Origin of the sequence: Mycobacterium sp. 1164966.3, from assembly GCF_001665395.1 — a bacterium.
In the GTDB taxonomy this organism is placed as follows: Bacteria; Actinomycetota; Actinomycetes; order Mycobacteriales; family Mycobacteriaceae; genus Mycobacterium.
The window spans coordinates 22,239-48,763 of sequence record NZ_LZSG01000027.1 but is presented as its reverse complement, the minus strand read 5'-3'; the positions used below and the strand labels follow the sequence as shown (position 1 = coordinate 48,763).

The 26,525-nt window shown below is 62.4% G+C and carries 17 protein-coding genes, 1 pseudogene and 1 riboswitch; of the genes and pseudogenes, 13 read left to right on the top strand and 5 right to left on the bottom strand.

What is annotated here, in order from left to right; all coding sequences use genetic code 11:
• Positions 1-685 precede the first annotated feature (685 nt).
• The 5 genes from A9W99_RS09640 to A9W99_RS09620 all read left to right on the top strand — a co-directional run bounded on the left by A9W99_RS09640 (position 686) and on the right by A9W99_RS09620 (position 7,800).
• Entirely contained in the window at positions 686-1,705 is a 1,020-nt protein-coding gene (locus A9W99_RS09640; RefSeq protein WP_371514941.1) for a GlxA family transcriptional regulator, read from the top strand.
• Positions 1,706-1,912: 207 nt separating this feature from the next.
• Positions 1,913-2,839, top strand: coding sequence for an AraC family transcriptional regulator (locus A9W99_RS09635; protein WP_067376208.1), 927 nt, complete (start codon positions 1,913-1,915; stop codon positions 2,837-2,839).
• 316 nt (positions 2,840-3,155) lie between these two features.
• On the top strand, positions 3,156-4,625 hold the full coding sequence (locus A9W99_RS09630; RefSeq protein WP_156623033.1) for an NAD(P)/FAD-dependent oxidoreductase: 1,470 nt from the start codon (positions 3,156-3,158) through the stop codon (positions 4,623-4,625).
• A gap of 147 nt (positions 4,626-4,772) precedes the next feature.
• Positions 4,773-5,915 (top strand): LLM class flavin-dependent oxidoreductase, encoded by a 1,143-nt coding sequence (locus A9W99_RS09625; RefSeq protein ID WP_067376206.1) that lies wholly within the window; start codon positions 4,773-4,775, stop codon positions 5,913-5,915.
• 328 nt (positions 5,916-6,243) lie between these two features.
• Complete coding sequence (locus tag A9W99_RS09620) at positions 6,244-7,800, top strand: GMC family oxidoreductase (RefSeq protein ID WP_067376204.1); 1,557 nt, start codon at positions 6,244-6,246, stop codon at positions 7,798-7,800.
• Between the two features lie 420 nt (positions 7,801-8,220).
• Here the strand turns inward: A9W99_RS09620 and A9W99_RS09615 are convergent, their stop codons facing one another.
• The 4 genes from A9W99_RS09615 to A9W99_RS09595 form a co-directional block, all read right to left on the bottom strand.
• Positions 8,221-9,078: a GNAT family N-acetyltransferase gene (locus tag A9W99_RS09615; RefSeq protein WP_067376202.1), complete on the bottom strand. Its 858-nt coding sequence runs from the start codon at positions 9,076-9,078 to the stop codon at positions 8,221-8,223.
• A gap of 946 nt (positions 9,079-10,024) precedes the next feature.
• Positions 10,025-10,462 (bottom strand): tautomerase family protein, encoded by a 438-nt coding sequence (locus A9W99_RS09610; protein ID WP_067376200.1) that lies wholly within the window; start codon positions 10,460-10,462, stop codon positions 10,025-10,027.
• Between the two features lie 254 nt (positions 10,463-10,716).
• Positions 10,717-11,364: a sigma-70 family RNA polymerase sigma factor gene (locus A9W99_RS09605; protein ID WP_067376198.1), complete on the bottom strand. Its 648-nt coding sequence runs from the start codon at positions 11,362-11,364 to the stop codon at positions 10,717-10,719.
• A gap of 327 nt (positions 11,365-11,691) precedes the next feature.
• The gene (locus tag A9W99_RS09595; RefSeq protein WP_216639723.1) at positions 11,692-14,502 is read right to left on the bottom strand and encodes a LuxR family transcriptional regulator; all 2,811 of its coding nucleotides are present in this window, start codon (positions 14,500-14,502) and stop codon (positions 11,692-11,694) included.
• A gap of 478 nt (positions 14,503-14,980) precedes the next feature.
• Here A9W99_RS09595 and A9W99_RS09590 point away from each other — a divergent pair, with 478 nt between their 5' ends.
• The 7 genes and pseudogenes from A9W99_RS09590 (at position 14,981) to metE (ending at position 24,173) form a co-directional block, all read left to right on the top strand.
• Positions 14,981-15,958, top strand: a complete 978-nt coding sequence (locus A9W99_RS09590; RefSeq protein WP_067376194.1) for a GlxA family transcriptional regulator — start codon at positions 14,981-14,983, stop codon at positions 15,956-15,958.
• A 480-nt stretch (positions 15,959-16,438) separates the two neighbouring features.
• Positions 16,439-17,107 carry a UbiX family flavin prenyltransferase gene (locus tag A9W99_RS09585; protein WP_067376191.1) on the top strand — a complete coding sequence of 223 codons (669 nt, stop codon included), beginning with the start codon at positions 16,439-16,441 and terminating at the stop codon, positions 17,105-17,107.
• Between the two features lie 34 nt (positions 17,108-17,141).
• Complete coding sequence (locus A9W99_RS09580; protein ID WP_067376189.1) at positions 17,142-18,740, top strand: UbiD family decarboxylase; 1,599 nt, start codon at positions 17,142-17,144, stop codon at positions 18,738-18,740.
• 38 nt (positions 18,741-18,778) lie between these two features.
• A complete protein-coding gene (locus tag A9W99_RS09575) occupies positions 18,779-19,831 on the top strand; it encodes an alpha/beta hydrolase (protein ID WP_067376183.1) in 1,053 nt (350 codons plus the stop codon).
• Positions 19,828-20,850, top strand: coding sequence for an LLM class flavin-dependent oxidoreductase (locus A9W99_RS09570; RefSeq protein ID WP_067376177.1), 1,023 nt, complete (start codon positions 19,828-19,830; stop codon positions 20,848-20,850). Before A9W99_RS09575 ends, A9W99_RS09570 begins: the two co-directional genes overlap by 4 nt.
• 466 nt (positions 20,851-21,316) lie before the next feature.
• Positions 21,317-21,418, top strand: a pseudogene (locus tag A9W99_RS27180) (NAD-dependent dehydratase); the annotation flags it as partial.
• 115 nt (positions 21,419-21,533) lie between these two features.
• Positions 21,534-21,751: riboswitch (cobalamin riboswitch) on the top strand.
• A gap of 139 nt (positions 21,752-21,890) precedes the next feature.
• A complete protein-coding gene (metE, locus tag A9W99_RS09565) occupies positions 21,891-24,173 on the top strand; it encodes a 5-methyltetrahydropteroyltriglutamate--homocysteine S-methyltransferase (RefSeq protein ID WP_067376295.1) in 2,283 nt (760 codons plus the stop codon).
• Positions 24,174-24,469: 296 nt separating this feature from the next.
• Here the strand turns inward: metE and A9W99_RS09560 are convergent, their stop codons facing one another.
• Positions 24,470-26,209: a DUF3556 domain-containing protein gene (locus A9W99_RS09560; protein ID WP_067376176.1), complete on the bottom strand. Its 1,740-nt coding sequence runs from the start codon at positions 26,207-26,209 to the stop codon at positions 24,470-24,472.
• Between the two features lie 79 nt (positions 26,210-26,288).
• On the opposite strand from A9W99_RS09560, the gene A9W99_RS09555 reads away from it, so the two are divergent.
• The gene (locus A9W99_RS09555) at positions 26,289-26,525 is read left to right on the top strand and encodes a hypothetical protein (RefSeq protein WP_067376294.1); all 237 of its coding nucleotides are present in this window, start codon (positions 26,289-26,291) and stop codon (positions 26,523-26,525) included.

Below are 26,525 nucleotides of genomic sequence, written 5' to 3'. Positions count from 1 at the left end.
CTCCGTCACGCTTATCGCGAACTACCGGTCGACCGCCCACACTATGTGCAGCATTGCCGCAAGCAAACCACGTCCTACACCAGCTGACATCGCTGAATGCCCGCCGTTAGAACCACCCGAGCCCGGCGGCGGACACAATCAGCAGTGTCGCGATAAGACCGTGGAGAAGACTCTGGACTAGGAACAGTCGCAGAGGCAAAGCGTCGCCCCGAGCGTGAGATTCGTCCGACCGCGAGTAATCAATGATGACATAGCGATTACGCGCGAAGCCGAACGTCTTCTCTAGCGGAAGACGGCCCCACCAACAGTGCGGCATCCCAGGTGCCAGGGATGAGTCTTTCTCGCCCGTTTCGACAATTGCGGCGGTGCATGGCTTTGCTGTGTCCGGGCGGACTGATTTTAGGTGATTCACGGTACCTACCTGTCGTCATCTGATTAATAAGGCAATCAGCCACTGCCGCGCAACGTTTCGCGCTGCCCCACCTGGGACAGGCGTGGCCGTCATGGTCGTGTGTACCTTGATCCCCTGACAACGACGTGTCTCGGTCGCGAATTTTGTGCACGAGACTTGCATCGGATGCTCACATGCGTCCCGCATTACAAGTCTTGGTGGCCGAGGATCGGAATGTAGACACGGCTGGCGAACCATGAACGCCGTTAGGGACACAATGCTGGTGTGAATGAGATTGCTGCGACATCACGTGTAGTGGTGACGATCGTCTTCGAGCGGGTGACGCTTCTGGATGCAGCGGGACCAGCCGAGGTCTTCGTTGCGGCAAACCGGTTCGGAGCGCATTATCAGCTCAAAGTCGCATCCGTAGATGGGCAAGATGTGACAACCTCGATCGGAACCAAGTTGGGTGTCACCGATAGCATTTCGGCGATTGATTCTGCCGACACCGTCATTGTCGCTGGGGGCGACACACTGGTCGGGCGGCAACTCGATCCGGCGCTCGTGGAGGCCCTCGGACCGTTGTCGGCGCGGTCCCGGCGATTGGCTTCCGTTTGCACGGGTTCGTTCGTCTTGGCACAGGCTGGCTTGTTGAGCGGTCGGCGCGCTACAACGCACTGGCGACACGCACCGCTGCTTGCCCGCGAATTCCCTGATACATGTGTCGAACCGGACGCGATCTTTGTTCGCGATGGCGAGATCTTCACCTCGGCTGGGGTATCAGCTGGCATCGACCTGGCTCTGGCGCTGGTGGAACTGGATTATGGCGCGGAGTTGGTTCGCGAGGTGGCACGGGCGCTGGTTGTGTATCTCAAACGCGCGGGAGGACAGTCGCAGTTTTCTGTCTTAGTGGAGGCTGATCCGCCGTCCCAATCCGTGCTGCGTTCGGTCACGGCAGCGATCGCTGCTAACCCAGATGCGGACCACAGCGTGAAAAGCCTTGCGGCAAGGGCGTCCTTGAGCAAACGCCAATTGGCGCGACTATTTCAGTCCGAACTTGCCACAACCCCGGCCCGGTACGTTGAGATGGTCCGCATCGATATCGCGAGGGCCCAACTCGAGGGGGGACGAACGGTGGCTCGCACAGCGCAGCTAGCCGGCTTCGGCAGTGCCGAAACGCTCAGACGAGTCTTTGTCAACCGCCTCGGCGTCTCCCCCAAGGCGTATCAAGACAGATTCCGTACTACTGTCCGCAGTGCCGATGACGCTTCCCGCCCGATTGCGCCGCCTCCGACCGTCGATCACGATTGCTAGATCTGGCGTTGCGTCCGCGCTTGATGTCGCAGATTGTGGGAAACGTGTCGCTTCGCCACTGGCCGAAGTCGTTACAAACGCGGACACTGAATCTGTGTCTTCACGATTCGACCGCGGGACAATTGCTGCGTCTCTGGCGTTGGCAGCCTTGCTTATTCAACACCTTCTCAAGACAACATCGTCATCGGTCAAGCGACGGATGGCGTGATGGTAAGCGCACCGACAAAGGTAACCCCCGATAACGTCGCGCACCGACTGGGTTTCGCGCCAGAGCAGCGCATCACGACTCCTGACGAAACGATGTCGGCAGCTATCTGGCGGTTCCAGCGCAATTCATCATACGAATTATCTGGCCGCGCGAATGAGAACACTGACGTGATATCGATGTTGGTGAGCGGGCACCATCACCACACCTACTTCGCCGACGGGCAGCGGAAGTGGAGCGGCGCACATCCGGCGTTCCACATGAATATTGTGGTCGCCGGCGAACAGCCGCGCGGGATATTCACCTCAGAGCAGCCATTCACCTACTTGCACATGTATCTGCCTCACGCCATGGTTGAGCGGCTCGCTGTAGAGAGCGGTGCAACCCAGAAAGGTCGGACGATCGCTCTTGTCGATCCGATGTGTTCACGTGATCCGTTCGTCGAGGCCACTTGCCGGCAGATCCTCCGCGAGATGACGCAACGCGACCGGTGTTCTCGCATGATGTTCGAATCGCTCGGCCAGCAGCTCGCAGTGCGGCTCATCCGGCGACATTCAACCCTGTCTGGCTCCACAGCGTTCGCTGGAAAAAGCGGACCAGGCTATCGCGATTGGCGCCTACGGCGCGCGATCGAGTACCTCGAAGCGCACTTATCGGATGACGTCGGTTTGACGGAGCTGGCGAAGGTAGTAGGTTTATCGACGGCCCGCCTGGCGACTCTTTTTCGCGATGGCACGGGCGAGCCTCCGCATCGCTGGTTAATGAACCGCCGTTTCGCGCGAGCGTGTGAATTGCTAGGCAACCCGTCTCTAAGCATTACCGATATCGCGCACCAATGCGGCTTCGCCAGTTCACAACACCTGGCCACCGTGACACGTCGACAGCTCGGCACTACACCCACCGCTTACCGCAGGCAGCTGCTCAGCTGACAGGTCACCGTGTCGATCGGCACTAGCACGAAATTCGACCCGTCCATTAAAGGCGAGCGCCGCACAATTTGATTGCCTCTCGAAAACGCATTGCACACAAAGGTTGCGATGCGGGCACAACATGCACCGCCGTCCGGTAGATCGCGGATCATAGCGGTGGTCGCGGCAGCTTTTGTGGGAAGAACGGCTCGAAAAGCCGTGGGCGGATAGCCCTGATCGCTGCAGACTGTCTGCAGGTCCCGCAAGGAGATTCACGCGGCGATCGTCTGCAGCGCTGCAGGAAGCCCATGAACCGAACGTCGATGAAGGGTAGTAGATGTCGATTGCACCGCTCACGGATACAGGTCGCCTTCGCGACGAGGTGTTTCCTAAAGTTGCCGAGACCGCAGTAGTTTTGGGGGCAAGCATCGGTGGGCTATTGGCCGCCCGGGTGCTCGCTGACTTCTACAGCACAGTCACGGTGGTCGAACGGGATGTCCTCCCGGACGGCCCCGTGACCCGTCGCGGCGTGGCGCAAGGCGGCCTGCCCCACCTTCCGACAGCGCGCGGGGCGCAGATCATGGATGAGCTGTTGCCCGGTTTTCTCGACGAGCTGGTCGTCGGCGGCGCGCGAGTGTGGAATGACGGTGACCTGTCACGGTTTTGGGTATCGTTTGGCGGACATCGCCTTTTGCGATCTGGCACGATTCCAGACCCTAATTCGATGGTCAGCTACTACGTCAGCCGGCCGTTTCTGGAGTGGAGCCTGCGCCGCCGCGTGCATGCACTTTCCAACGTGGAGATCATGCAAGACCACGATGCGGTGAGATTGACGTCGGACCGAAAACGCGACCGCGTGACCGGTGTTGTGGTGGCACGGCGTGACTCTGGCGCCGAGAAGGTCCTAGCGGCCGATCTTGTCGTGGACGCCACCGGACGCGGCTCACGGACACCAGTGCTTCTTGACGACCTGGGCTATCCTCGCCCCCGCGAAGACCAGCTTACGGTGCAGGTCAGCTACGCCGGCATGCCGGTCCACCTGCCACCGGGCACGCTGCGCGAGTACCTCGCTTTCAGCGGCCCCGAGCCTAGCCGACCTGTGTGCTTCGCGATGTTTGCCGGCGAGAACGACACCTACAGGCTCGCGGTCCAAACGGTGGCAGGACAAAAACCCCCCGCGGATCGCATTGCGCTGCTGGACTGCCTGGCCGACATGGCGCCCCCGTACGTGCTTGACGCCGCGCGGCGTGCCGAGCCACTCGCAGACATGACGCACTATCGGTTTCCCTCAAACCGGTGGCGCCGCTATGACAAGTTGGCGCGAACGCCCGACGGTCTGATCGTCGTGGGCGACGCGCTATGTAACTTCAATCCACTCTACGGACAGGGCATGTCGGTCGCCGCCATCGAAGCGCTCGTCCTGCGCCACTGCCTGCAGCAGGGGGATCGCAACCTACCGTGGCGGTTTTTTCGCGCGTCCGCTAAAGAGATCCGCGTGGCCTGGCAAGCGGCGGTAGGCTCGGACCTGGCTTTGCCCCAGATAGCGGGGAAACGACCGCTGTCTATACGGATCATCAACGCTTACCTCGATCGGGTGCTGGCCGCCGCCGAAACCGATCCAGCAGTGGTCCAGCAATTCCTGCAGTCGATGAATCTGCTTGATCCTCCCTCGCACCTGCTGCGCCCGTCAATAATGCTTCGGGTACTTAAGAATTCGCAAAAGCGAGGGGGAGCCAGCGAGACAACGTCACCTATGGTTGTCCGAGGCGCGACCGAGACGGACAGTCCCAGACAAGCGGCACCATAGAGAGTCATCGGGTCACTGATGCTTGACCCTTTGCATCGGTCAATATGGTCCGTTGCAGCGAAACCCCTCTATCGCAGAGACTTTCGCATGATGGTGACAATCATGGTCGCCGCGGTCACAATCCTCTCCGAGTGAAAGCGCGTAAGCATGTTTAAGGTCGGTCTGATAGAACAACCGCTACACACCCGCTACTTACCAACGGCGTTGGTGAGCGCCAGTTATCTCACCGCGGTTGGGAATCGGGTGGACTCGTTTTGGTTCCCTGACCATCTCACCTCACTGTTTCCGCGATCGGTGCTGACACCTCAGTACGTCGGAACCGCACGGCTAGCCCCTGATGTCGATGCGTACTACGAAGCATGGACGGTATTGGGATATCTGGCCGCTCGAAATAAATTGGGACGGCGTCGGGTTGGGATTGGGGTATCCGGTGCCGCCCGTCGCAATCCCGCGGTTACCGCTCAGGCGGCCGCCACGCTGCATCTACTTACCCGGGGACGAGCCATTCTCGGTATAGGAACAGGCAACCGCGAAAGCAATGAGACCTACGGTGTGGAGTGGTCAAAGCCGGTGGCACGCTTCGAAGAAGCCCTAGCCACCATTCGCGCGCTGTGGAACTCCAGAGGCGAACTTGTCACGCGTGATTCACCATTCTTCCCGCTGCGCAACGCCGTGTTCGACCTACCGCCCTACCGCGGCAAGTGGCCGGACATCTGGATCGCCTCCCACGGGCCGCGCATGCTACGGGCCACTGGGCGCTACGCCGATGCATGGTTTCCCGCCGCCATGACGATGCGGCCCAAGGACTACGCCGTCGGCCTGGAAAAGGTCCGGGCCGCCGCTTCGGACGTCGGCCGTGACCCCACGTCCATCACCGCCGCGGGCTTGTTTTTCGTCATGACTGGTCGCAGCCGCGACCAGGTCGACGAAGCGTTGGCCTCCCAACCCATGAAAGCGTTCGCGCTCAGCGCACACGCCCGGTTATGGGCCCGCCACGGCGCGCGTCATCCCCTCGGTGACGACTTCACCGGTGCACAAGACATCATCCCGCAGACGCTCGACGAACAGACGGTCCTATCCTTGACGGCTGACGTGCCCTCGTCACTACTCAAAGAGTGCCTCCTCACCGGCACACCCGATGACGTCATCGAGCAGGTCGCCGAATGGCGTGACCACGGCCTGCGATATCCGATTATCGGCAACCTCAGCGGCATACAGCCCAGCCTGCGCCGCGGTCTGGCCGCAACGCTTCCGCTAAGCAGAATCCTTCGCGGACTACGCAAAATGTGAACCCGACGCGTCTAGGTGCGCCTCAGCTACGACGAGGTGTGTAAAACCAAGGTAGGAAAGGAATTTCAGCGAGACACCAGCATATCGAGGCAATGAAGACGCCCGAGAGCCGCCTTCCCGGGCGGCGACGACCTCGATACGGCATCGAGTGCCTTCGGCGAGAGCTATCAACGATGCCAAATGCCAGGACAGCGCCGGCACAGTTTCAACGCAGCTACGCGTGGAATCGATTTGGCTGTACGACAGGCCATCAACCGATTCCGCCCGCTGCGACGCCGGCAGCGCGGGCCGCGCGCAACCTTTGATTAGACAAGGCTGGAGAACGTACATGGCTAGTTCCAAGATTGCACCACGGTACGACTTTGTGGTTTGCGGCTCCGGCTCATCGGGATCGGTCGTCGCGAGCCGCGTAGCTGAAAACTCTGATGTCACTGTCCTATTGCTTGAGGCGGGGGGCACTGACGATGTGCCTGCCGTCCAAGACCCCTCCCAATGGACGCTCAACTTGGGCAGTGAGCGTGACTGGAATTTCGTCTCTCAACCCTCAGCTCAACTTAATGGCAGATCAATCTCGCTTTCCATGGGCAAGGTGCTTGGTGGAGGATCGAGCATCAATGTGATGGTGTGGGCGCGGGGACACCCGAGTGACTGGGACTACTTTGCGGCTGAGGCGGATAACGAGTCCTGGGGCTATCAAGCAATTCTCGACATCTACCGCCGGATCGAAAACTGGGGCGGGCCATACGACCCCAAGTACCGTGGCGTCGGCGGCCCGATCTTCGTCGCGCCCGCTCCCGATCCCAACCCGCTCGCCTTCGCCATCGTCGAGGCTGCGCGCTCGATCGGAATCCCCAGCTACAAAAGTAATAACGACGAGATGATGGTCGGCGACGGTGGGGCATCGATCCTCGACCTGACTTTGTGCAACGGGATCCGGCAGTCGGTGTTTCGTTCCTACGTCTACCCGCACCGGTGCCGGTCGAACTTAACTGTTATCACCGGCGCGACGGTGACGCGGCTCGCCTTCGATAACAACCGGATCGCGGCGGTGGAGTTCTCGCACGGCGGAAAGACCCATAGCGTTGCCGTGGCGAACGAGGTGGTCGTTTCGCTGGGCGCGGTGAACACGCCGAAGGTGCTCATGCAGTCGGGCATCGGTGATGCTGACGAATTGCGACGCTTGGGGATTCCGGTCGTGGCACATCTGCCTGGTGTCGGGCGAAACTACCAGAATCATCCGCGCATCGACTGCGTTTGGGAATGGAGAGAGCCGCTCAAGCCACGCAACAACGGGGCCGAGGCCACGGTGTTCTGGAAGAGCGACTCCAGTCTGGAAGCTCCTGATATACAAATCTGCGTCGGAGAATTTCCCATGTGCAGCAAGGAAAATGCTCAAGATTACGACGTACCCGAGCTGGGATGGACGATGTGTGCCGGGGTGCTACAGCCCAAGAGTCGTGGCAGGATCTGGCTTACCGGCCCCCATCCGGGGGACCCAGTGACGGTCGAGGGAAACATGCTGGCGGAGGCCGACGACGTCGAGATTGCACTCGCCTGCGTTGACTTATGCCGCGGACTCGGGAATTCGGCGGCTCTGCGGCCCTTCATCAAACGTGAAGTGATGCCGGGTGATCTCACGCGGCCGGAGCTGATCCGTTTCGTCCGTAACGCAGCAGAAAGCTACTTCCACTCTTGCGGCACGGCCAAAATGGGGCGGGACGTGATGTCGGTCGTGGATGGAAGTCTCAAGGTGTATGGGCTAGAAGGCGTTCGAATCGCTGACGCATCGATCATGCCGCGCATAACCACCGGCAACACGATGGCTCCGTGTGTCGTCATCGGTGAGCGCGCCGGTGACATTCTCAAAGCGGAACATGCGTTGTGAGCACACAGGGTGTCAGTTTCGCGCTTTAAGCATCACGAGCGATTATCGGCAACCTCAGCGCATGCAGCACAGCCTGCGCTGCGGTCTGGCCGCAGCCCTTCCGCTGAGCAGAATCCTTCGCGGACTACGCAAAATGTGAACCCGGCGCCCGTCTCGCCGCCTACGTTTGGGAGGGACTCGATGAGCTTCAGCTTGCCAACCACGTCCCCACAAACAGGGTCATAGACTTTCTTTCGCGGTGGTTGCGCCGAGGACAGGATGGGGCGTCGACGAGTTTTACGCCGATGGCTACGCCAGCCACAAGCGTTCCTCCGAGGATCCGGGTTCGAGCAGAAATGACACGCGAAGCACCGCCCCCAGATTCCTCAGGGCACGACGCTTGAGCAGTGGCCGTGTGAGATCTGTCAGATATGTGTCCAATCAGCAAAAAATCGACGGGAGAAATGCTCCGCGAGGTTCCTGATATAGGCCAATGCTCATGAGATTGTGCATATGGACAACCCGTAGACCGTGCTGGAGGCACCAGCGCAGTAATTCGGTGTTCCGCAGCGGTACCAAAAACCCGGGGCCGGAATATTCTTCCGCCGCGGCGATGAGCGCGGCGAGATCGTCGTTAGTTTCAGCGACCGAATGCGTGAAATAGCCGATTCCGGTTGCGTAACCGCTGATGCGTCCCTGACGCTCGACGACCGTGGCGCTGCGTAGAGCAATCGCATCCACCAGCTCGCCCTTGCGGTCGTGGCCGAGCACACGTACGCACAGTGCATTACACGCGTCGATGTCTGCCTCGGTCGCCCGCCGGACAGCATAACCGTGTATTTGTAGCTCAAGCGGAGTCCCCTGCAATGCGGCCAGCGGTTCGCGTATGTCGAACCCAAGTTTGGTATAGAGGCTTAGCGAACGGTTGTGATACGCGATTTGGACCAATCGCACTCCCGGCGCGCCACGAGCCGCGCTGCGGTCGAGGACCGCGGTCATTAACGCGCGACCGAGTTGCCGGTCCTGCGATGTAGGCTCCACCGAGATCGGACCCACGCCGAGGATCATCGAGCGTTCGTCGAGAAAGTTGCTCCCGACTACCCTTCCTTCACATTCCGCGACGACCCCGAAGAAGCCGGGATTGCCTATCAGTTCCGACATTAGCGTTACTGCCGCGTCGAGGGACGGTAGCTCCGGCGGAAATCCGTGGCGACCGGCAATGGCTGCGAATGCGTCATAGCAGATCTGTCCGCAGGTAGCCGCATCCTCCATCGCGGCTGCACGTATTTGGAGCTGCATCGGTATCTCCTCACTTGGTAGCTCGAGCGAACGGTGAGCTGAAACCGCTCGACGAGCGCATGGGTGTGGGTAGCTGATCGACCTTGGCAAGCTGGGCGATCAGCGTTCGGAATGCTTTGATTTCGGAAAACTACAAATGGGGCGGGCAGTGATCGTCGAACCTGGGCCATGAGTTTGTGGCAGAGTTGAAAAGTCTTCGGTTGGCGAGAGCCGCTCGAGTGCCTCGGCCAGTCGTTCGAGGGCGCGGGCTCGTTCGGGCGCTGGAGTCGTCTTCTAGCAGTGCGTAAGGCCTCTTGGGCCGCGGCCACAGCATCAGCAATGTCGCCGAGAGTAGCGCTCGGTCCGCTGCTGAGCAGCTTTCCGTCGCCGCCTCGATGAAGGGCTCAACTTTGCCGGCATCCGAAACCTCCGGCTAAGCGTTTCTGGGTCAGTGGCTTCACGGGCGATCCTCCAGATGTCGCGTGTACTGCCGTGTGCTAACGCATCGGCAGCGGGCTCGTTCCAATCTCCGAAAGTTGTTGCACAACACAGTCTGGCGGAATGCGCGGCTATCCGGACTGACCCAATCCTGCCGTCTATCCCACAAGAGGGGACATTGGCAACGGCAACCGCTGGCGAGCGCACGTATCAGGCGGGTCCGCATGGAGGATGCGCCTTGAATACCAACTATCTCGGCAAGGTGGCAACCGCTTTGGTCCCATAATTATGGGAAGCTTAAATGGCCTACAACTAAGCGTTTGGCATCAGACGCTGGCACATGGTGATAAGGCGTTCGATCCCCCGAGGCCTCCAGCTATGTTGCGTGGGCGGCAGCCGGATGCCTCGAGAACTGTTATGTGCAAGCCCACCCGGTGGTAATCGAAAGTGTCTATCCTTCGCCGACAATCGTTGTGTACCAGCGATAGTCGGGACTCCCTCCGCGTTCCCTGGTCGGGAGGCTGCACGTTTACCAGGGCGTTAAAGTCACTCCCAATTCGGCCAGTCTCGCGTGATTCTCATCGAACCACTCTTGTTCGTCGCCGGGCTCGGGCAGGATCAAGCCCGATTCCATGGCGCTTGCAGGGTCGACTTCGGTCAACGCGACGAGAAGTTCGGCCTCAGATTGGCCGGTGATACGTCTCCACATGTGCGAGAATTCACGCAGCATCACCTGGCGCGTTTCGAGGCTACGTCCGTGGCGGATCATGCCGAGAATATAAGAGTGGGTTGACGGTTCGCGGGCCACGAAACAGTCGCCGTCCTGGACCTCCTGGAACACGACACTGACGAACAACTCCGGTGCACCAGTGGCATCGGTGTGAATGGTGGTGATCTCGTCGGCGATTTGGGCTTTTGCAGTCTCGGTCAGCAACCCTGGTGGGGAGTAGCACTGATAGATGGGCATGGTGTTTCCTCTCGTTTTTTCTGTTGTGGGAATCCAAAACGATGCGCCAGCAGGCCGTCCAGGGAAGTCGGTGGGGGTGGGTGACGCCTTGTGCAGCCTGACGCTTAAAGGCACCCGGACTGGCGGAGTTCGGTGAAGCCACACTGGGCCGAATACGCCACACCCACTCGCACGGCGCTACCTCGTTGCAGCTGTTGAGAATTCGAGTCGGCCAGTGCCCACCCATCGTCGTGTGGCGCATCTCCGGACCACCGCTAGATGGCGATTACCGGCGTGGCGGACGGCTGATCGCTCCAGGTTTCAGCGGACGTCATGCCGCGTCGGCTGGCGACCATTCGAAGAGCTATACGCAATCGTTGTCGGCCGCGATGAAGTCGCGACATCACCGTGCCGACAGAAGCATTCGTGATGTTGGCAATTTCCTTGTACGAGAATCCCTCCACGTCGGCGTAATAAACGGCGACGCGTAACTCCTCGCGCAGTGTCATCAGGGCGGCCTTTACCTCGTCGTCGGGCAACGACTCGAGGGCGTCGACTTCAGCCGAGCGCAGCCTAGCCGAGGTAAGTAGTACGTCAGCCGCCATATGCTGGTCAGTGATGTACTCGACTGGGATCTCAGCGAGCCGCGACTGTTTCTTGCGGTACTGATTGATCCAGGTGTTCTGCAAGATCCGGTAGAGCCACGCTTTCAGATTCGTTCCCTCGCGGAAGGTATGAAAGCCTGCGTACGCGCGCAACATCGTTTCCTGCACTAAGTCTTCGGCGTCTTGCTTATTTCGCGTCAGACTTAGCGCACCGGCAAAGAGCCGATCAATCAACGGTATGGCGTCGCGTTCGAACCGCATATTGAGTTCGGTGATGGGGTCGCCTGCCGCACCTGAAGCCTCGGGCGTGCACGCCATTCGGTGGTGTACGACCCATTTGAATGAGCCATTCGCACAGCATTTTCGATCCGGTTGCTGTTGGTCGTTTGCGAGATTGCTGAGATCATTGTTCACGGTGATGGTTCCTTGGTAGTGCTACTCGGGCCAGTTGAGGATGATCTCGACGAAGTCGTCGCGGACATCTACTGGCTCGCAGCCCTGTGGGCGGTCGTTGTCAATAGCAACAGGCTGCCGTGGATTGAGCCATGGTTGCATCCGCCAGATGGCTAGTTGGGTGGCCTGCCGGTGGCCGCACCGATCGGAATGAGGGCGTGCGTTGTGCTCACCGTGGCACCGCGATCTGATTCAGCGAATCCGCTGCGGTGAAATCAGCTGCGGTGAAGGACTGCTCGGAAGGACCTGGTGGAGCTGGTTGCGCGAGCTGATGGCGAGCTTGGCGAACACCTTGCGCAGGTGATACTGAACGGTTCGGGCGCTGATGAACAGTCGCGCGCCAATTTCGGGGTTGGACAAGCCATCCCGTGCCATCCGGGCGACCTGGACTTCCTGCGGGGTCAGTTGTTCGCCGCCGAGGGAGGCCGTCCGCTTGCGAGCGGTTTCACCGGTGGCCTGAAGCTCGCGCCCCGCGCGCTCGGCGAACGCATGCATGCCCATCGCGTCGAGCATGCCGTGCGCGGCGCGGAGCTGCGTCCGGGCATCCGTGCGCCGACCCTCCCGCCGCAGCCATTCCCCATAGAGCAGATGAGCCCGGGCGAGCTCGGTGCGGACGCGGCTGTGGCTAAGGTGTCTGATCGATTCCTGATAGAGCCGCTCTGCGGCCTCCCCCTCGGCCAGCAGCGCGTGCGACCGCGTCTCCACCCCGACCGCCCACTCGGTGTGACTGGCGCTGGTCATCTCTGTGATCCAGTGGGCTGTTTCGGTCGCCGTCTCGCACATCCCGTTGCGCACGGCCGCCTCGATGAGCTCGGCCGCAGCCCAGTTGGCCACACCCGGGTATCTGACGTCCGGGTACTCCTGGTGGTAGAGAGCCTGCTGGGCGGCGGCCATCGCCTCCGAATAGTTGCCCCAGCCGTTATGAAGCACGGCTCTCGTCCACTCGGCGACGGCTATCGAGATACCTTCGCCCCGCCGGGGCGCCTCTGCGGCGGTCTGCTCGATGAGGGCACACGTCGCCGCTTCCCGCCCGTGCATCGCGGCCAGGTGCATGGCAGCGTAGGGAGCAAGACTGATCCCCGTGGCTTCCGTCACCGTGCGCTGCTCGTCGGTTAGCGCGCTCGCGGTGGTCAAGTCGCCAGCGAACGTCAGCATGATGGCACGTGTGCTCAGGGCAAGCGGGAGCTCGTTCATCGCGCCGGCGGTGCGCGCCAGTTGAAGGTACCGTCCGGAGAGTGCGTCCCAGTCTTCGTCATCCCATAAGTGCAACGCCGCCAGGTTTATCAGCCACATCCAGCGCAGTTCTTCATCTACCGACATGTTGGTGCCGAAGGCACTCACTGCCGCCCGCAGGTTTGGCACCGCCGCGCGGTATCCCACGACAAAATTCGCCGCCAACCCTTCCAGGAGGAAATCGGGCGCGCGCGGCGTGCGCGCCGGCAGCGGGGCCGTGGTTGCAGCCCGTGCCACGTCGAGTACGCCACCGCCCGGACTGGCAAGGCGGCCTGCGAATGCTGCAGCCGAAATAGCATCCAAGTAGGTCTGCCTGGCGAGACTGGCGTCGATCGGCTCAAACCGCCTGGCCGCCCGCAGCAGCAGGAGCGGAGCGTCGCCACCCCGGCTCGTGGCGAACGCGAGCTGGGCCCGGATAAGGTCGGCGCGGGCACGATGGAGTTCGTCCAGCGGTCCACGCTCGGCCATGGCAAGCAGGTCCAGTGCCGAGTCGAAGGCACCAGCTTCGACCTTGGCTGACGCGGCCGCCAATGCCCGCGCCGTACGGCGGGCACGATCAAGTGTCAACATTGTTGCCCGCTCATGAAACGCGGCTGCCGCCGCCAGGCCGCCGCGCGCCCGCGCCCGCGCGGCCGAGCGCTCCAATTCCGAGGCGACATCGTCGTCCGGGCCTGACGCGGCTTGGGCGCGGTGCCATGCGCGCCGGTCGGGATCCAGCTCCGAGTCGGTCACCTCAGCCAGCGCGCGGTGTGCCTGTTGCCTGGCACGAAGCGGAGCTGATCGGTAGGCGGCCGTGCGGGCTAATGGATGGCGAAACCGCACTCGCGTGCCAAACTCAGCCAAGCCGCTTTCGATGGCAGGTGTGGCGGCGTCGGCACCGATACCCAGCCGCACGGCCGCTTGCCACAGCAGTGTTGGATCGCCGAGCGGCTCGGCCGCCGCCAGCAGCAGCAGGTCGCGGGTAACATCCGGCAAGGATTCGATCCAACGGCGGAAGTTTTCTTCCATTGCCGCAGATAGCCGCGCCGCCCCCGGTAAGCCGAACCCGCCCGCCAGTTCCTGCACGCTCACACCACGGGGCAGTTCCAGCAAAGCAAGCGGGTTGCCCCGCGTCTCGGCGATCACCCGGTCGCGGACCCGTTCATCAAGGGGCCGGGTCAGAACCCTGTCCAGGAGTGCCCGCGCATCGGTGTCCTTGAGGCCCTTAACCGCCAGCATCGGCAGCGTCCTCATATCGGGGTGGGGAACGCGCGTCGCCGCAAACAATCCCACCGATTCGGCTACCAATCGGCGGGCAACAAATGCGAAGACCTGCGCCGAGGCCCGGTCAAGCCATTGAACATCGTCGACCAAACAGACGAGCGGCTGGGCCTCAGCAACGTCGGAGAACATGCTCAGGACTGCCAGCCCGATCAGCAGCGGGTCCGGTGCCGGCGCTACGCTCAGGCCCAAAGCCACGCCCATAGCGTCACGCTGTGGTGGTGGCAAATGGTCCAGACGGTCCAGCATCGGCGCGCAGAACTGATGCAGCGCGGCGTACGCGAGCTCCATCTCGGACTCGACGCCGCTGGCGCGGATGACGCGGCAGCCCGCAGCCCGCTGGCCGACGTACTCCAGCAGCGCCGTCTTTCCGACACCCGGTTCCCCGTGCAGCACCAGAACTCGGCTTTCGCCGTCGTGCACTTCACTGAGAAGCTGGTCGAGCGCGACGCATTCCGCGTGGCGACCGATCAGCTCCACATTTTCCTGACGCAGAGCCCGCGACTCCACGCACTGAAGCTAGACCCATCGCTGGCCACACTCAACATCGGAGAAATCGCGCTGCATCGTACTGAGTCGCGGATGGGTGCCGCCCCCTGCGCGTGTGGGCAGCAAACAAACAAGACAGACTCGGATCGTTCTACAGGCGATCCTGCCCAAACGTGGGACGGCAACATTGTTGACCACCGAATCCATTCGTCCACTCGCCAGGACTCGCAAGAGCACTTCGGCGGCGGCCACCCACTCCGCGAGATCCACCTCGTAGAACGCACCCGGGAAATCCATTGGCCGCGCAAGAGGCCAACTCGTATGTCGCCGGACACCGGGAGGCGGTTGGCAACTGCGATTCCTTTCGAAACTCCTGTGATCAACGCTCGCCGTGATGTCATGAGAATTTCCCCTTCTAGCGCTAGACAGTCTTCCGCCGAGTACCGCCCCGTGGGTATAGCGGATCGGCCGACTCCCCCAAAAGCGACACAATAAGCAGATGGCTGAAGCCGCCGATAGAAGTGCGCGCCTGGTGGTGATCGTCGTCTTCAACGGCGTGAAGCTATTAGATGCGGTAGGACCCGCTGAAGTCTTCGCCGAAGCCAACCGCTTCGGGGCGAACTATCGACTTGAGGTCGCATCGGTAGACGGGCGCGACGTAAAGACATCGATAGGAACGCGGTTCGGCGTAGATAGGCGAATTTCGTCTTTCGAATCCGCCGATACCGTCATCGTCGCCGGCGGTGACAATTTGGTAGGACGGCCGATCGACCCCGCACTCATCGAGGCGCTCAGAACTGTGCCGCTCCGGACTCGGCGTCTGGCGTCAGTCTGTACCGGGTCGTTCATCCTGGCGCAGGCCGGTCTGCTCAACGGCCGGCGCGCCACCACGCATTGGCGACATACCGGACGCTTGGCCCGCGCATTTCCTGACGTGGGGGTCGAACCGGATGCGATCTTTGTCCGCGACGGTGACATATTCACCTCTGCGGGCGTTTCGTCGGGGATCGACCTCGCTTTGGCGCTGGTCGAAAGGGATTACGGTCCCGAGCTGGTTCGTCAAGTCGCCCGATCGTTGGTGGTGTATCTCAAACGCGCCGGCGGGCAATCACAATTCTCTGTCTTGGTTGAGGCCGACCCTCCGCCGGAGTCCGCGCTGAGAGTGGTCACCGACGCGATCACGGCCAACCCAGCTGATGACCACAGCGTGAAGAAGCTTGCCGCTCGTGCATCCATGAGCACGCGCCAACTGACCCGGCTGTTTCAGTCCGAGCTAGGGATGACCCCGGCACGCTACGTCGAATCGGTTCGAATCGATTCCGCACGTGCCGCACTCGACGCCGGCCGGACAGTGACCGAGACTGCGCGCATGGCGGGTTTCGGCACCACGGAAACCCTCAGACGGGTGTTTCTCAACCACCTGGGCATCAGCCCAAAAGCCTACCGGGATAGATTTCGCACCGCGTCTCGCGACTAATACCAATAGTCTGGAGCAACTCCGACACCGAACGATCGCGTGCGTCATGCGGGCGGACCGTGGCGAAGTCGCTCCGCAAATACCGTGCGTGGCAAATGGCGCGGGATGGGTAGGTCACCATACGGCGTCTGTCGGGCGGACACCTCAATGACCGCCACCCGCCGACCTGTGCGCACATGCAGAAGTGCCGTAGGCGCGCAGACCCTCGGTCACTCCTGGCAACGACGCCGGGAATACCGAAAGGTCGCGACGCTGGAACCCGCCCGCTTCATCAGGTAGGTCTGAAAACTTAAGGCTGTCAACAGAACTGGAGCGACAGGTCGCGATTAGAAACGCGAACTACACGTGATGCGACGTATGCGCCGAGCTCGCTGACTAGTTGTCGGTATGGATCCCCGCTCCATCATTCGGTTCGGCCACGCCATCAAGAACGAGCACCCAAACGTTTGATCGTTTAGTGCAGCTGAAAGGAGGAAAACGATGCGCTTCGTGATAGCGATGACTGGCGCGACCGGCGCCAGTTTGGGCATCCGTCTGCTGGAAGCTCTTGGTCAGATAGGCGTCGAGACACATCTGATTCTCAGTGACTGGGCACGGGCGACGATAAAGATCGAGACCGACGCCAGCGTCGAAGAGGTCCGAGCATTGGCCTCGCACGTTTATAGCGCCCGTGATCTTGCCGCGGGCATCTCCAGTGGCTCTTTTCGCACGAATGGCATGGTCGTGTGCCCGTGCAGCATGAAGACGTTGAGCGCGATCCGAGTCGGCTACAGCGACAACCTGATCACGCGCGCTGCCGACGTGACGCTGAAGGAACGGCGCAGGCTCGTCCTGGTCGCGCGGGAGGCTCCGTTGAGCGAGATTCACCTGGAGAACATGCACTACCTGGCGCGCGCCGGTGCCGTGATCTTCCCGCCGACGGTGGCCTATTACTCGCGCCCCACCTCGGTCGACGAGGTAACCGACTACGTGGTCGGCCGCATCATCGATCAACTCGGGATCGAACACTCCCTGATCAACCGCTGGAAAGACCCTCAACCGCCGGTCCCGATAAACGGCGACCGACTGCTCCCCGAAGTCGACGACTGGACGACGCGGCTCGAGACCACGACGAGTCGGCTGATAGCGACGGCTGATGGCCACAACTGAAATAGAACAGCTCTAATCCTGTGAGGAGAACGAAGTGAGCACGGCGACAAGTCTGCGGGAAACCACGAGCACGACCCAGCCGGGAGACCGGGAGGAAGGTCCCGATCAGCGGAGCTGGTTAGCCACACTCGAAGCCGCGGGCCAGTTGCGCCGCATCACGGCTCCCGTCGACTGGGCCGAAGAAATTGGCGCGATCACCCGCGCCAACCTTGCCCTGGGTGGCCCCGCGCTGCTGTTCGACAACATCATCGGCCACGAGAACACCCGGTGCACAAAGCTATTGACGTCTGCACTCGGTAGCCGTCGCCAGGTTCAGCTCATGTTGGGCCTGCCCGAGGGCACCAGCGATTCGGCCATCGTGCGTCACCTTCGGGAATCTTTCAAGGAACCCATCTCGCCACGCGTGGTCGACAGCGGCCCCGTCAAAGAGAACATCGTCGAGGGCAACGACATCAACCTATGGGAGTTCCCAGTCCCAAAGTGGCACGGCGAGGACGGTGGTCGTTACATCGACACATTCTGTGGTGTGGTCACCGAGGACAAGGTGACGGGACGCGACAACATCGGTTGCTACCGCGGGATGATCGTCGACCGCGACAAGATCGCCAAGCTCTTGGTGCCCAGTCAAGGTTGGGGCGTCCACATGGAGGAGTACAAGCCGGAGCCTATGCCGGTCGCCGTCGTGTACGGGTGGCACGACGTGCTGGGGTTCTGCGCCGGCAGCCCCTTCCCGAAGAACATCTGCGAATGGGACATGATGGGGGCCCTGCTCGGCCGCCCAGTCGACCTGGTGGCCTGCGAAACGGTACCGCTACATGTCCCCGCGACGGCGGAAATCGTCGTCGAGGGCTTCATCGACCCCGACCCCTCGACATTCGTCATGGAGGGCCCGTTCGGCGAATACCCTGGCTTCATTGGCGGCGCAGCACCGGCGCCCGTCCTGCGGGTCACCCGGATCACCCACCGCAACGACCCGGTGCTGCGAGGCACCCTCGAGGGAATCCGGCCGGGATGCTTCAACGAAGACAGCATCGTCAACTTTGCGCGGTCGGCGATCAGTTGGAACGTACTCGACGATCTCGGGATCGGTGGCATCACCGACCTCTGGATGACGGAGGTGACAAACGGCCAGAACACTCTGGTGCAGATCCAGAAGAGATACCGCGGCCATGCGCAACAGATTGCTTCGGCGCTGTGGGGAACCGGTGGATCGGTGTGGTTTCACAAGAACGTCATGGTTGTTGAGGAGGATATCGACATCCACGACCCAGTCGCACTGGACTGGGCTATGTCATACCGCGTCAATGCCGGCCTCGGCGATATCGGGTTCTTCGGCCCGGGTATCGGCTCATCACTCGATCCTTCGACCCCGCCGGAGTTGAATGACACCAACAAATACGGCGCCGGCCAATGGACGCGGGTGCTCATCGACGCCACTCGAAGCTGGGAGATCGACCGGCGCCCAGAGTGGGATGGGCGCCGCTTCCCGCCCACCGACAGGCTCGCACCGGAGCTCGAGTCCAAAATCGCAAGCCGCTGGGAGGAATACGGGATTGGCATCCCCTACCTCAACGGCGACGGGCGCGAAATGCTGACGCTGCAGAAACTGAGCAAACGGCTGCCAGAGGTGTAATTCGCCGAAGAATCCGGCGCCTCCGAAAGGATTCCTTTGTGAGCGAGTATGTTCTGGATTCGGCCACGGCCGAGTTCGCTTACACTGCGGCCCATTTGCCGCCGGTGTACGATCTGGCCCCAGCCGAGGCGCGGGCGACTCTGGAGAACATCCAATCGGGTCCGGTCGCCAAACCCAACGTCGATAGCACATGGATGACAGTCGAGGGCGGCAGTACCGAGGCACGCATCCGCATCATCAAACCCGTTGGCACGGTGGGGCCATTGCCGGTCGTGCTGTACCTGCATGGGGGAGGATGGGTTCTAGGCAGCGCCGCAACCCATGACCGGCTGGTGTGCGAGCTTTCGGCGGGTGCGGACGCCGCAGTCGTGTTCGTCGACTACGAGCGCGCACCGGAGTTGGCTTACCCGGTTGCGATCGAACAGGCCTACGCGGCCGCACTCTGGATCCATCGAGGCGGCGCTGGCGCGGACCTCGACGCCACCCGCTTGGCAGTCGCCGGCGACTCGGCCGGCGGCAATCTCGCCGCCGCGCTGACGATCCTGGCCAAGCAACGCGGCGAGGTCGCATTCGTTCACCAATCGTTGTATTACCCGGTAACTGACGCGGCCCAGAACACGCTAAGCTACCGCGATTTCGCCGATGGTCCGCACCTCACCGCCAAGGCTATGGCCTGGTTCTGGGACGCCTATCTGTCCGACACGGCCAGACGCAACGAAATCCTCGCATCGCCGCTCCAAGCCAGCATCGACGAACTCGCCGGCCTGCCCGAGGCGTTCGTCATCGTCGCCGAATACGATCCGCTACGCGACGAGGGCGAAGCCTATGCGCACAAGCTGACCGCCGCCGGTGTGCGCTGCACGTGTGTGCGGTACAACGGCACGATCCATGACTTCATGATGCTGAATGCCCTGCGCGAAACCGGGGCGGCCAGTGCAGCGATTACCCAAGCTATCGATGTACTGAACCGGGCCCTGAAATCTTCGCCAAGCCGAAAAGAACCGGCAACCGATTTGGGCCGCGCGAACCGATCCGAACGAGCGACTGCGGGGTGGCAACACGGAGCGATAACTGAGGGAGCAACGCGATGAGGGATATCGATGTAAGTGTCGGGTTGCCACCATCATTCGAGTCAGCCGAGCATATTGCCACGGCGGAGAAACTGGGTTATCGCCGAGCCTATCTTTTCGACACGCCGTTCGAAGGCGATGACGTTTGGGTGGCCTTGCACCGCGCCGCCGAACTAACCACCAGGATTGAGCTGGGTCCCGGGGTACTGGTTCCGACGCAGCGTCACCCGTTGGTTAACGCCGCACAGACTGTTTCACTACACCGACTCGCGCCCGGGCGAGTTATGGCCGCTTTCGGTACCGGATTTTCCAGCCGCGCCGCCATCGGCCAGCGGCCAATCCGATGGTCGTACATGGAGACCTATATCCGTGCTTACCAAGAGCTGTTGGCCGGACAGGTAGTCGACTGGGAGGGCGCACCCATTAAGTTGATGCTCACCTCGTCGCAAGTAGACGCTCTTCCCCTGCGAATTCCGCTGTTAGTCGCCGCGATCGGGCCCAAGGGTGCCGGAGTGGCAAAGCGGGTCGGCGCCGACGGAATGATCTCGATGTTGAAGGTACTCCCTCAGCAGCGCGCCTATAAGCGTGCTGTGGTAGCCATGATGGGTACCGTCGTCGACGAAGATGAGGATCCAGTCGGCGAGCGGGTCCGCCTGGCGGTTGGCGCCCCGTGGGCGGCAGCAACTTTTCATTTGGTCTATAGCACCCAGGGCGCCGACGCGGTCCGCCAGATTACCGGTGGGTCCGCCTGGCTCGATGTGATCGAGAAGATCCCTCAACGCGAGCGCCACTTATACATTCACCAAGGCCACATGGTGGAAATGAACGATGCCGACCTGGCGGCCTGGCGTGCCGGCGGTCACGTCTCCGTTCCGACAGCCACACTTACTGGGTCCGCCGCCACAGTCGGACAGGCCGTGGCCGCAATGGCGAAAGATGGAGCCACCGAGGTCATCATTGAACCCTCAGGTCCTGACATCGCACGCGAACTCGACGCATTCATTTCGGCTGTCCGCGGTTGGCAGGACCAGGATCGCTGATACTGCAACATATTCGGGGGAGCGTGCAGTGAGAACGCGTGCATACGCCCATCAGACGCCATCTTTGTCTGTCATCGTCCGAACCAGTGACAGATTGCCGCCACGACCGCGCGCCGAGGCAGAACGCAATTTGTTCAGCAGCGTCGTCAGCGCGCGTGCCGAGGCCAGGTGATTCGAAACCGCCCTTTAATTATCCATGATGCGGGCCCGAGCCAAGGCTGTGGCGGCTAGACCGGGCCTCGGCTAGTCCCACGATCTCAGCCCTGACGACTCGACGGGACCGGGATCAGATGGTGGCGCGGCTACCGCCATCTGAGAGGTCTCCTCTGTATCCGAAATCCCTTCGCATTCAGTCGTTTACGTGCAGTAAGCCCATGCCGAACTAGTCGGGGCCGTCCAGCACAGCTAACTCGGCATCACACCAAGGAATCCATCGGGGAAGGAACTCAGGCGCGACATATACAGCGCGCTTGTCGTTGCCGCGGCGCTGGCCGACGACTCGACGATCGGCCGGACCGTCGAGTTCAACAACGTCGACGTTCCCATCGCCGAAGCGCTGGCACGCTGACTCGCCGCGAGCGTGACGCTGGCGTCACGGTCGGCATCGAGCGTGCCGCTGGCGTCACGGTCGCCGCGACTCCCAGCAAGGCCGCGGAGTACCCTTGGCAACGCAGTTGGTCTGCTGACGCACCCGTGGCGTCGGCATCGAGCGAAGCACATGCGTCGCGAGAGGGAACCCGGTGAGAATCCGGGACTGTCCCGCAGCGGTATGCAGGAACGACCGCCGTCTTAGAAGTTAACAAGCACTGGCCCCGAGGGGCTGGGAAGCGACGGCCACTAGGAGCGCCCCCCGGGCGCGGGCCTGCGAGTCCGAAGACCTGCCAGCTGTGCCGGGCGCGCCGCGTCCGGCGGTTCATCGCCTCGTGGAATGGGCGTTTGGCCGTATCCGTTGCGGTGTACGTACCAAAGGTGCGCACCGCCAACCGGATCGGTTGTGCGTCCGCCGGCGGTGACCAGCCCGTCGATTGAAGGACGACTTCGTGACTCAGTTCGTAAGCAGCCAACCGTTCACCGCCACCGTTACCGGCTCCCCGCGCATCGGTCCCAAACGCGAACTCAAACGCGCCACCGAGGGTTATTGGGCCGGGCGCACCAGCCGGGCCGACCTGGAGTCCGTCGCCGCGATGCTGCGCCACGACACCTGGTCGGGCCTGGCGGCCGCCGGGCTGGACTCGATACCGGTGAACACCTTCTCCTACTACGACCAGATGCTGGATACCGCCGTGTTGCTCGGCGCGCTGCCGCCCCGGGTCGCGGAGATCCCCGACGAGCTGGACCGTTACTTCGCCGCCGCGCGGGGCAATGACGATGTCGCGCCGCTGGAGATGACGAAGTGGTTCGACACCAACTATCACTACCTGGTTCCCGAGATCGAACCGTCCACCCGGTTCGAGCTGCACCCGGACAAGGTGCTGGCAGAACTGAAAGAGGCTCTTGCACAAGGGATTCCGGCACGTCCCGTGCTCATCGGGCCGATTACCTTCCTAGCCCTGAGCAAGGCCGTAAACGGCGGGGGCGCTCCCATCGAGCGGCTTCAGGAACTGGTCCCGATCTACTCCGAGCTGCTGTCGTTGCTCGCCGAGAACGATGCGCAATGGGTGCAGTTCGACGAGCCGGCACTGGTCACCGACATTTCTCCCGACGCGCCCGCACTGGCCGAGGCGGTGTACAACGCGCTGGGCTCGGTGAGCAACCGGCCCGCCATCCACGTCGCCACCTACTTCGGCGACCCGGGCGCCGCCCTGGCCGGCCTGGCCCGCACCCCGGTTGAGGCGATCGGTGTCGACCTGGTGGCTGGTGCCGGCACCGCGGTGGCGGGCGTTCCTGAACTAGGCACCAAGACGCTGGTGGCCGGCATCATCGACGGACGCAACATCTGGCGCACCGACCTGGAGGCGGCGCTGGGCAAACTGACGACCCTGCTGGGATCGGCGGGTGCGGTCGCCGTGTCCACGTCGTGCTCCACACTGCACGTTCCCTACTCGCTGGAACCCGAGACCGGCCTGGACGACGCACTGCGCAGCTGGCTGGCGTTCGGCGCCGAAAAAGTGCGCGAGGTAGTGGTTCTCGCACGCGCACTGCACGAGGGTCGCGAAGCGGTCGCCGACGAGATCGCGGCATCCAACGACGCCGCCGCTTCCCGCAAGCGCGACCCACGCCTGCACAACGGCCAGCTCCGGGCCCGGATCGACGCGATCGTCGCGTCCGGCGCACATCGGGGCGACGCCGCACAACGACGGGCCAGCCAGGAGGCCCGCCTGCAGCTGCCGCCGCTGCCGACCACGACGATTGGCTCGTACCCGCAAACATCGGCAATTCGCAAGGCGCGCGCGGCTTTTCGCGCTGGTGAGATCGACGAGGCCGAGTACGTCAGCAGGATGAAAAAGGAGATCGCCGACGTCGTGAAGTTGCAGGAGGAACTCGGTCTGGATGTGCTGGTGCACGGTGAGCCGGAGCGCAACGACATGGTGCAGTACTTCGCCGAACAGCTGGAGGGTTTCTTCGCCACGCAGAACGGCTGGGTGCAGTCGTACGGCAGCCGCTGCGTGCGACCGCCAATTCTCTACGGCGACGTGGTTCGTACCCACCCGATGACGGTCGAGTGGATCACCTACGCGCAGTCGCTGACCGACAAGCCCGTGAAGGGCATGCTGACCGGGCCGGTCACCATCTTGGCGTGGTCGTTCGTCCGTGACGACCAGCCGCTGGCCGACACCGCCAACCAGGTGGCGCTCGCCATTCGCGACGAGACGGTGGATCTGCAGTCCGCCGGCATCGCCGTCATCCAGGTCGACGAGCCCGCGCTGCGCGAACTGCTGCCGCTGCGTCGCGTCGATCAGGAGGAGTACTTGCGTTGGGCGGTAACGGCTTTCAGGTTGGCGACCTCCGGCGTCGCGGACTCGACGCAGATCCACACCCATCTGTGTTACTCGGAGTTTGGTGAGGTGATCGGAGCGATTGCGGACTTGGATGCCGACGTGACGTCCATCGAGGCGGCGCGATCACACATGGAGGTGCTGGATGACCTGAACGCGGCCGGGTTCGCCAACAGCGTGGGCCCGGGCGTCTACGACATCCACTCCCCGCGGGTGCCGAGAACCGAAGAGATGGCCGAGTCGCTGCGCGCGGCGTTGCGCGCGGTGCCCGCCGAGCGGCTGTGGGTCAATCCCGACTGCGGCCTCAAGACCCGCAATGTCGACGAGGTCACCGCGTCGCTGCGCAACATGGTCGCCGCGGCGCGGGAAGTCCGGGCCGGCGTCTAGCGGACGTTCGGGATGCCCGTTTCGGGTGAAGACAAGGCACTCGGTGTGCGTTCATGGTGAAGCCAATAGGGCTTTCGACGGGAAGCCAGGAGTTTCATTGTGAAGCAACGGCTTTCATTGTGAAGCAACGGCTTTCAGGGTGAAGCCAGGGCGCAATCTGGGCGGTTTTCCCGCCCTGGTTTCACTCCCAGCGCCAACGTTTCACACCCAGCGCCAACGCTTGACACCCCAGCGAGGGAAGTACACGGGCCGGCCGAGCCCGAGCGTCACGCCAGCGTGGCGCTCGGGCACCGGTGTCACTCTGGCGTGACGCTCGGCGTCGACAGCACCTCGACGGGCACTTCGTCGTCCCAGGGCTGCCGGGTCACCATGTCGGCGACGCGCACTATCCCACGTTCGAACTCACCGGTGGCCGCGTCGACCAGCCGGTAGGCCTGCGTCTGTTTGTGAATCGGCTGGGCGTCGAGCAGGACCACCCGCACCTCGCCGGGCGCGAACTTACAGCGCTGCTGCATCGCGGTGATCAGTTGCTCGTTGTGCATATGGCCGTCGCCGAAATTCCATCCGATGGCGGTGCTGCAGATCCGTTCACCGTCGGTGATGACGTAGTCGTCCTCGTTCTGACCCACCATGGCGCGGTGCGCCAAGGTGAACAGCGCCCGCCCGTGCGTGTTCATCGCGCGAAACGCATATCCCAGGTACATCGGGATCTCGGCGCGGTCCTTGCCGTAGAAGCGTTCCAGCTGGGCCTGCGGCATGCTGGCGATGGCGACGATGCCGCGGCCGATCTTCTCGCTTGCCGAGGGCTTGATGCACCAGAGCGTGGTGTCCCAGTTGCCCGCGTAGTACCGCATGCCCGGCAGGAACGAGATCTTGCGCGGAAACATGTTGCCCGCGATGACGATTGCCGCGGTCAGGCCGATCAGGATTGCCACCGGCACCGGGTTTTTCACGTCGGCGAGCCCGAGGCGAGCATGGCCGACGAACAACGACAGCACGCCGAAGATCATGAAGACGTTCCACTCCAGCGGGACCCCCATCGGGATGGCGGTCAGGATGCCGAGGTGGAAGCACACCATCACGATCGCGGCCACCGTCGTCGGCCAGCCGCCGTGCGAGAAGAACAATGCCAGCGGCACGCACATCTCGATGAAGGTGCTGACGTGGGCGAACAACCGCGACAACAGTCCCGGCCGCAAGTCATCCGGGAACTTCTCGAAGAACATCCGCTTGACGAACCGTGGCCGGAACAACGGGTTGTTCGACATCATCGTGGAAATCACGAACGGGAAGTGCTTGTTCAGCTTCGACGTCGCCGCGCCCATCCAGATCACCAGGAATACCAGCTTGGCCGCCACAACCATGTCTACGGCTCCGAAAAGGAAGGTCACCGCCAGCGTCGCATAGACCTCGCCGCGGGCGGCCAGAAAGATCACCTTGTCGCGCAGCCCGAGCACGGCCAGCGTCAGCAGGATCAACGCGACCTTCCACACCGGCAACAGCCCGACCTTGGTGCCCAGCTCTGGAACCGGGCCGGTGCCGTCGGAAAACAGAGCGCCCACCAAGAACACCAGCAGCAGCCCGTACAGCGCGACGTCGACCGGTTTGCGGGCGGTGCCCTTGGTCAGGGGGACGCGATCCGGCCACGGTGGCAGCCGGATGGTGCCGAACCGCATCCAATACAGAATCGAGCCCATCGGCGGAAAGAACCGGTTGTTCAGCGGCCCGAAACCGCAGCCCAGACCGACCACCTCGAAGAGCATCGTGTACAGCACGACCTTCTGGAACACGATGGGCTCGGCGTACCACGACTTGACGTCGGTGAATCCGTCGATGCCGTTGGTGGTCAACACGATCAGCCACGCGACCAGGATGTAGAGCAGGATCTTCACGACATAGAACAGGTGCAGCGCGACCGGCGTCCCGAAGCCCACCTCGGCCCAGTGCCGCGCCATCGGGCGGATCTTCTCGCTGCGGGTGCCCCTACTCCATTCGGCGATGTCGACCTGCGGCAGGTCGGGCTTCAGAAACCCCATGGCGGACAGATTAGAACGCGTTCTAACCGGACGCACGCTAGACCTGAGCGGCCGCGTGGTAGATGCTTACAAGATGTCCATGACAAGCAAACTCCGCGTCGCCGCGATGGCGACGGTAGCCGCCGTCTCATCGGTCGCGTTCGTGACCGGGGCTGTTGTGACGAGTCCGGTGGCGCACGCCGACGTCCCCGGACCGGGCGATGCGTGCACGACCCTGCACGCAACCGCGCGCGACGTCAATGGCCGGACGATGTGGTGCAATCCGACCATGACCGGCGCCCACAACCTGGTATGGCAGTACGGCGGACCCGCGTAA

Excerpts from the sequence above, each read along its gene's own strand:
- A9W99_RS09625 (WP_067376206.1), top strand. The coding sequence starts at position 4,773 with ATGTTTAAGGTCGGTCTGATAGAACAACCGCTACACACCCGCTACTTA.
- A9W99_RS09630 (WP_156623033.1), top strand. The coding sequence starts at position 3,156 with ATGTCGATTGCACCGCTCACGGATACAGGTCGCCTTCGCGACGAGGTG.
- A9W99_RS09635 (WP_067376208.1), top strand. The coding sequence starts at position 1,913 with ATGGTAAGCGCACCGACAAAGGTAACCCCCGATAACGTCGCGCACCGA.
- A9W99_RS09610 (WP_067376200.1), bottom strand. The coding sequence starts at position 10,462 with ATGCCCATCTATCAGTGCTACTCCCCACCAGGGTTGCTGACCGAGACT.
- A9W99_RS09615 (WP_067376202.1), bottom strand. The coding sequence starts at position 9,078 with ATGCAGCTCCAAATACGTGCAGCCGCGATGGAGGATGCGGCTACCTGC.
- A9W99_RS09590 (WP_067376194.1), top strand. The coding sequence starts at position 14,981 with ATGGCTGAAGCCGCCGATAGAAGTGCGCGCCTGGTGGTGATCGTCGTC.
- A9W99_RS09570 (WP_067376177.1), top strand. The coding sequence starts at position 19,828 with ATGAGGGATATCGATGTAAGTGTCGGGTTGCCACCATCATTCGAGTCA.
- A9W99_RS09620 (WP_067376204.1), top strand. The coding sequence starts at position 6,244 with ATGGCTAGTTCCAAGATTGCACCACGGTACGACTTTGTGGTTTGCGGC.
- A9W99_RS09555 (WP_067376294.1), top strand. The coding sequence starts at position 26,289 with ATGACAAGCAAACTCCGCGTCGCCGCGATGGCGACGGTAGCCGCCGTC.
- A9W99_RS09605 (WP_067376198.1), bottom strand. The coding sequence starts at position 11,364 with ATGGCGTGCACGCCCGAGGCTTCAGGTGCGGCAGGCGACCCCATCACC.
- A9W99_RS09560 (WP_067376176.1), bottom strand. The coding sequence starts at position 26,209 with ATGGGGTTTCTGAAGCCCGACCTGCCGCAGGTCGACATCGCCGAATGG.
- A9W99_RS09585 (WP_067376191.1), top strand. The coding sequence starts at position 16,439 with ATGCGCTTCGTGATAGCGATGACTGGCGCGACCGGCGCCAGTTTGGGC.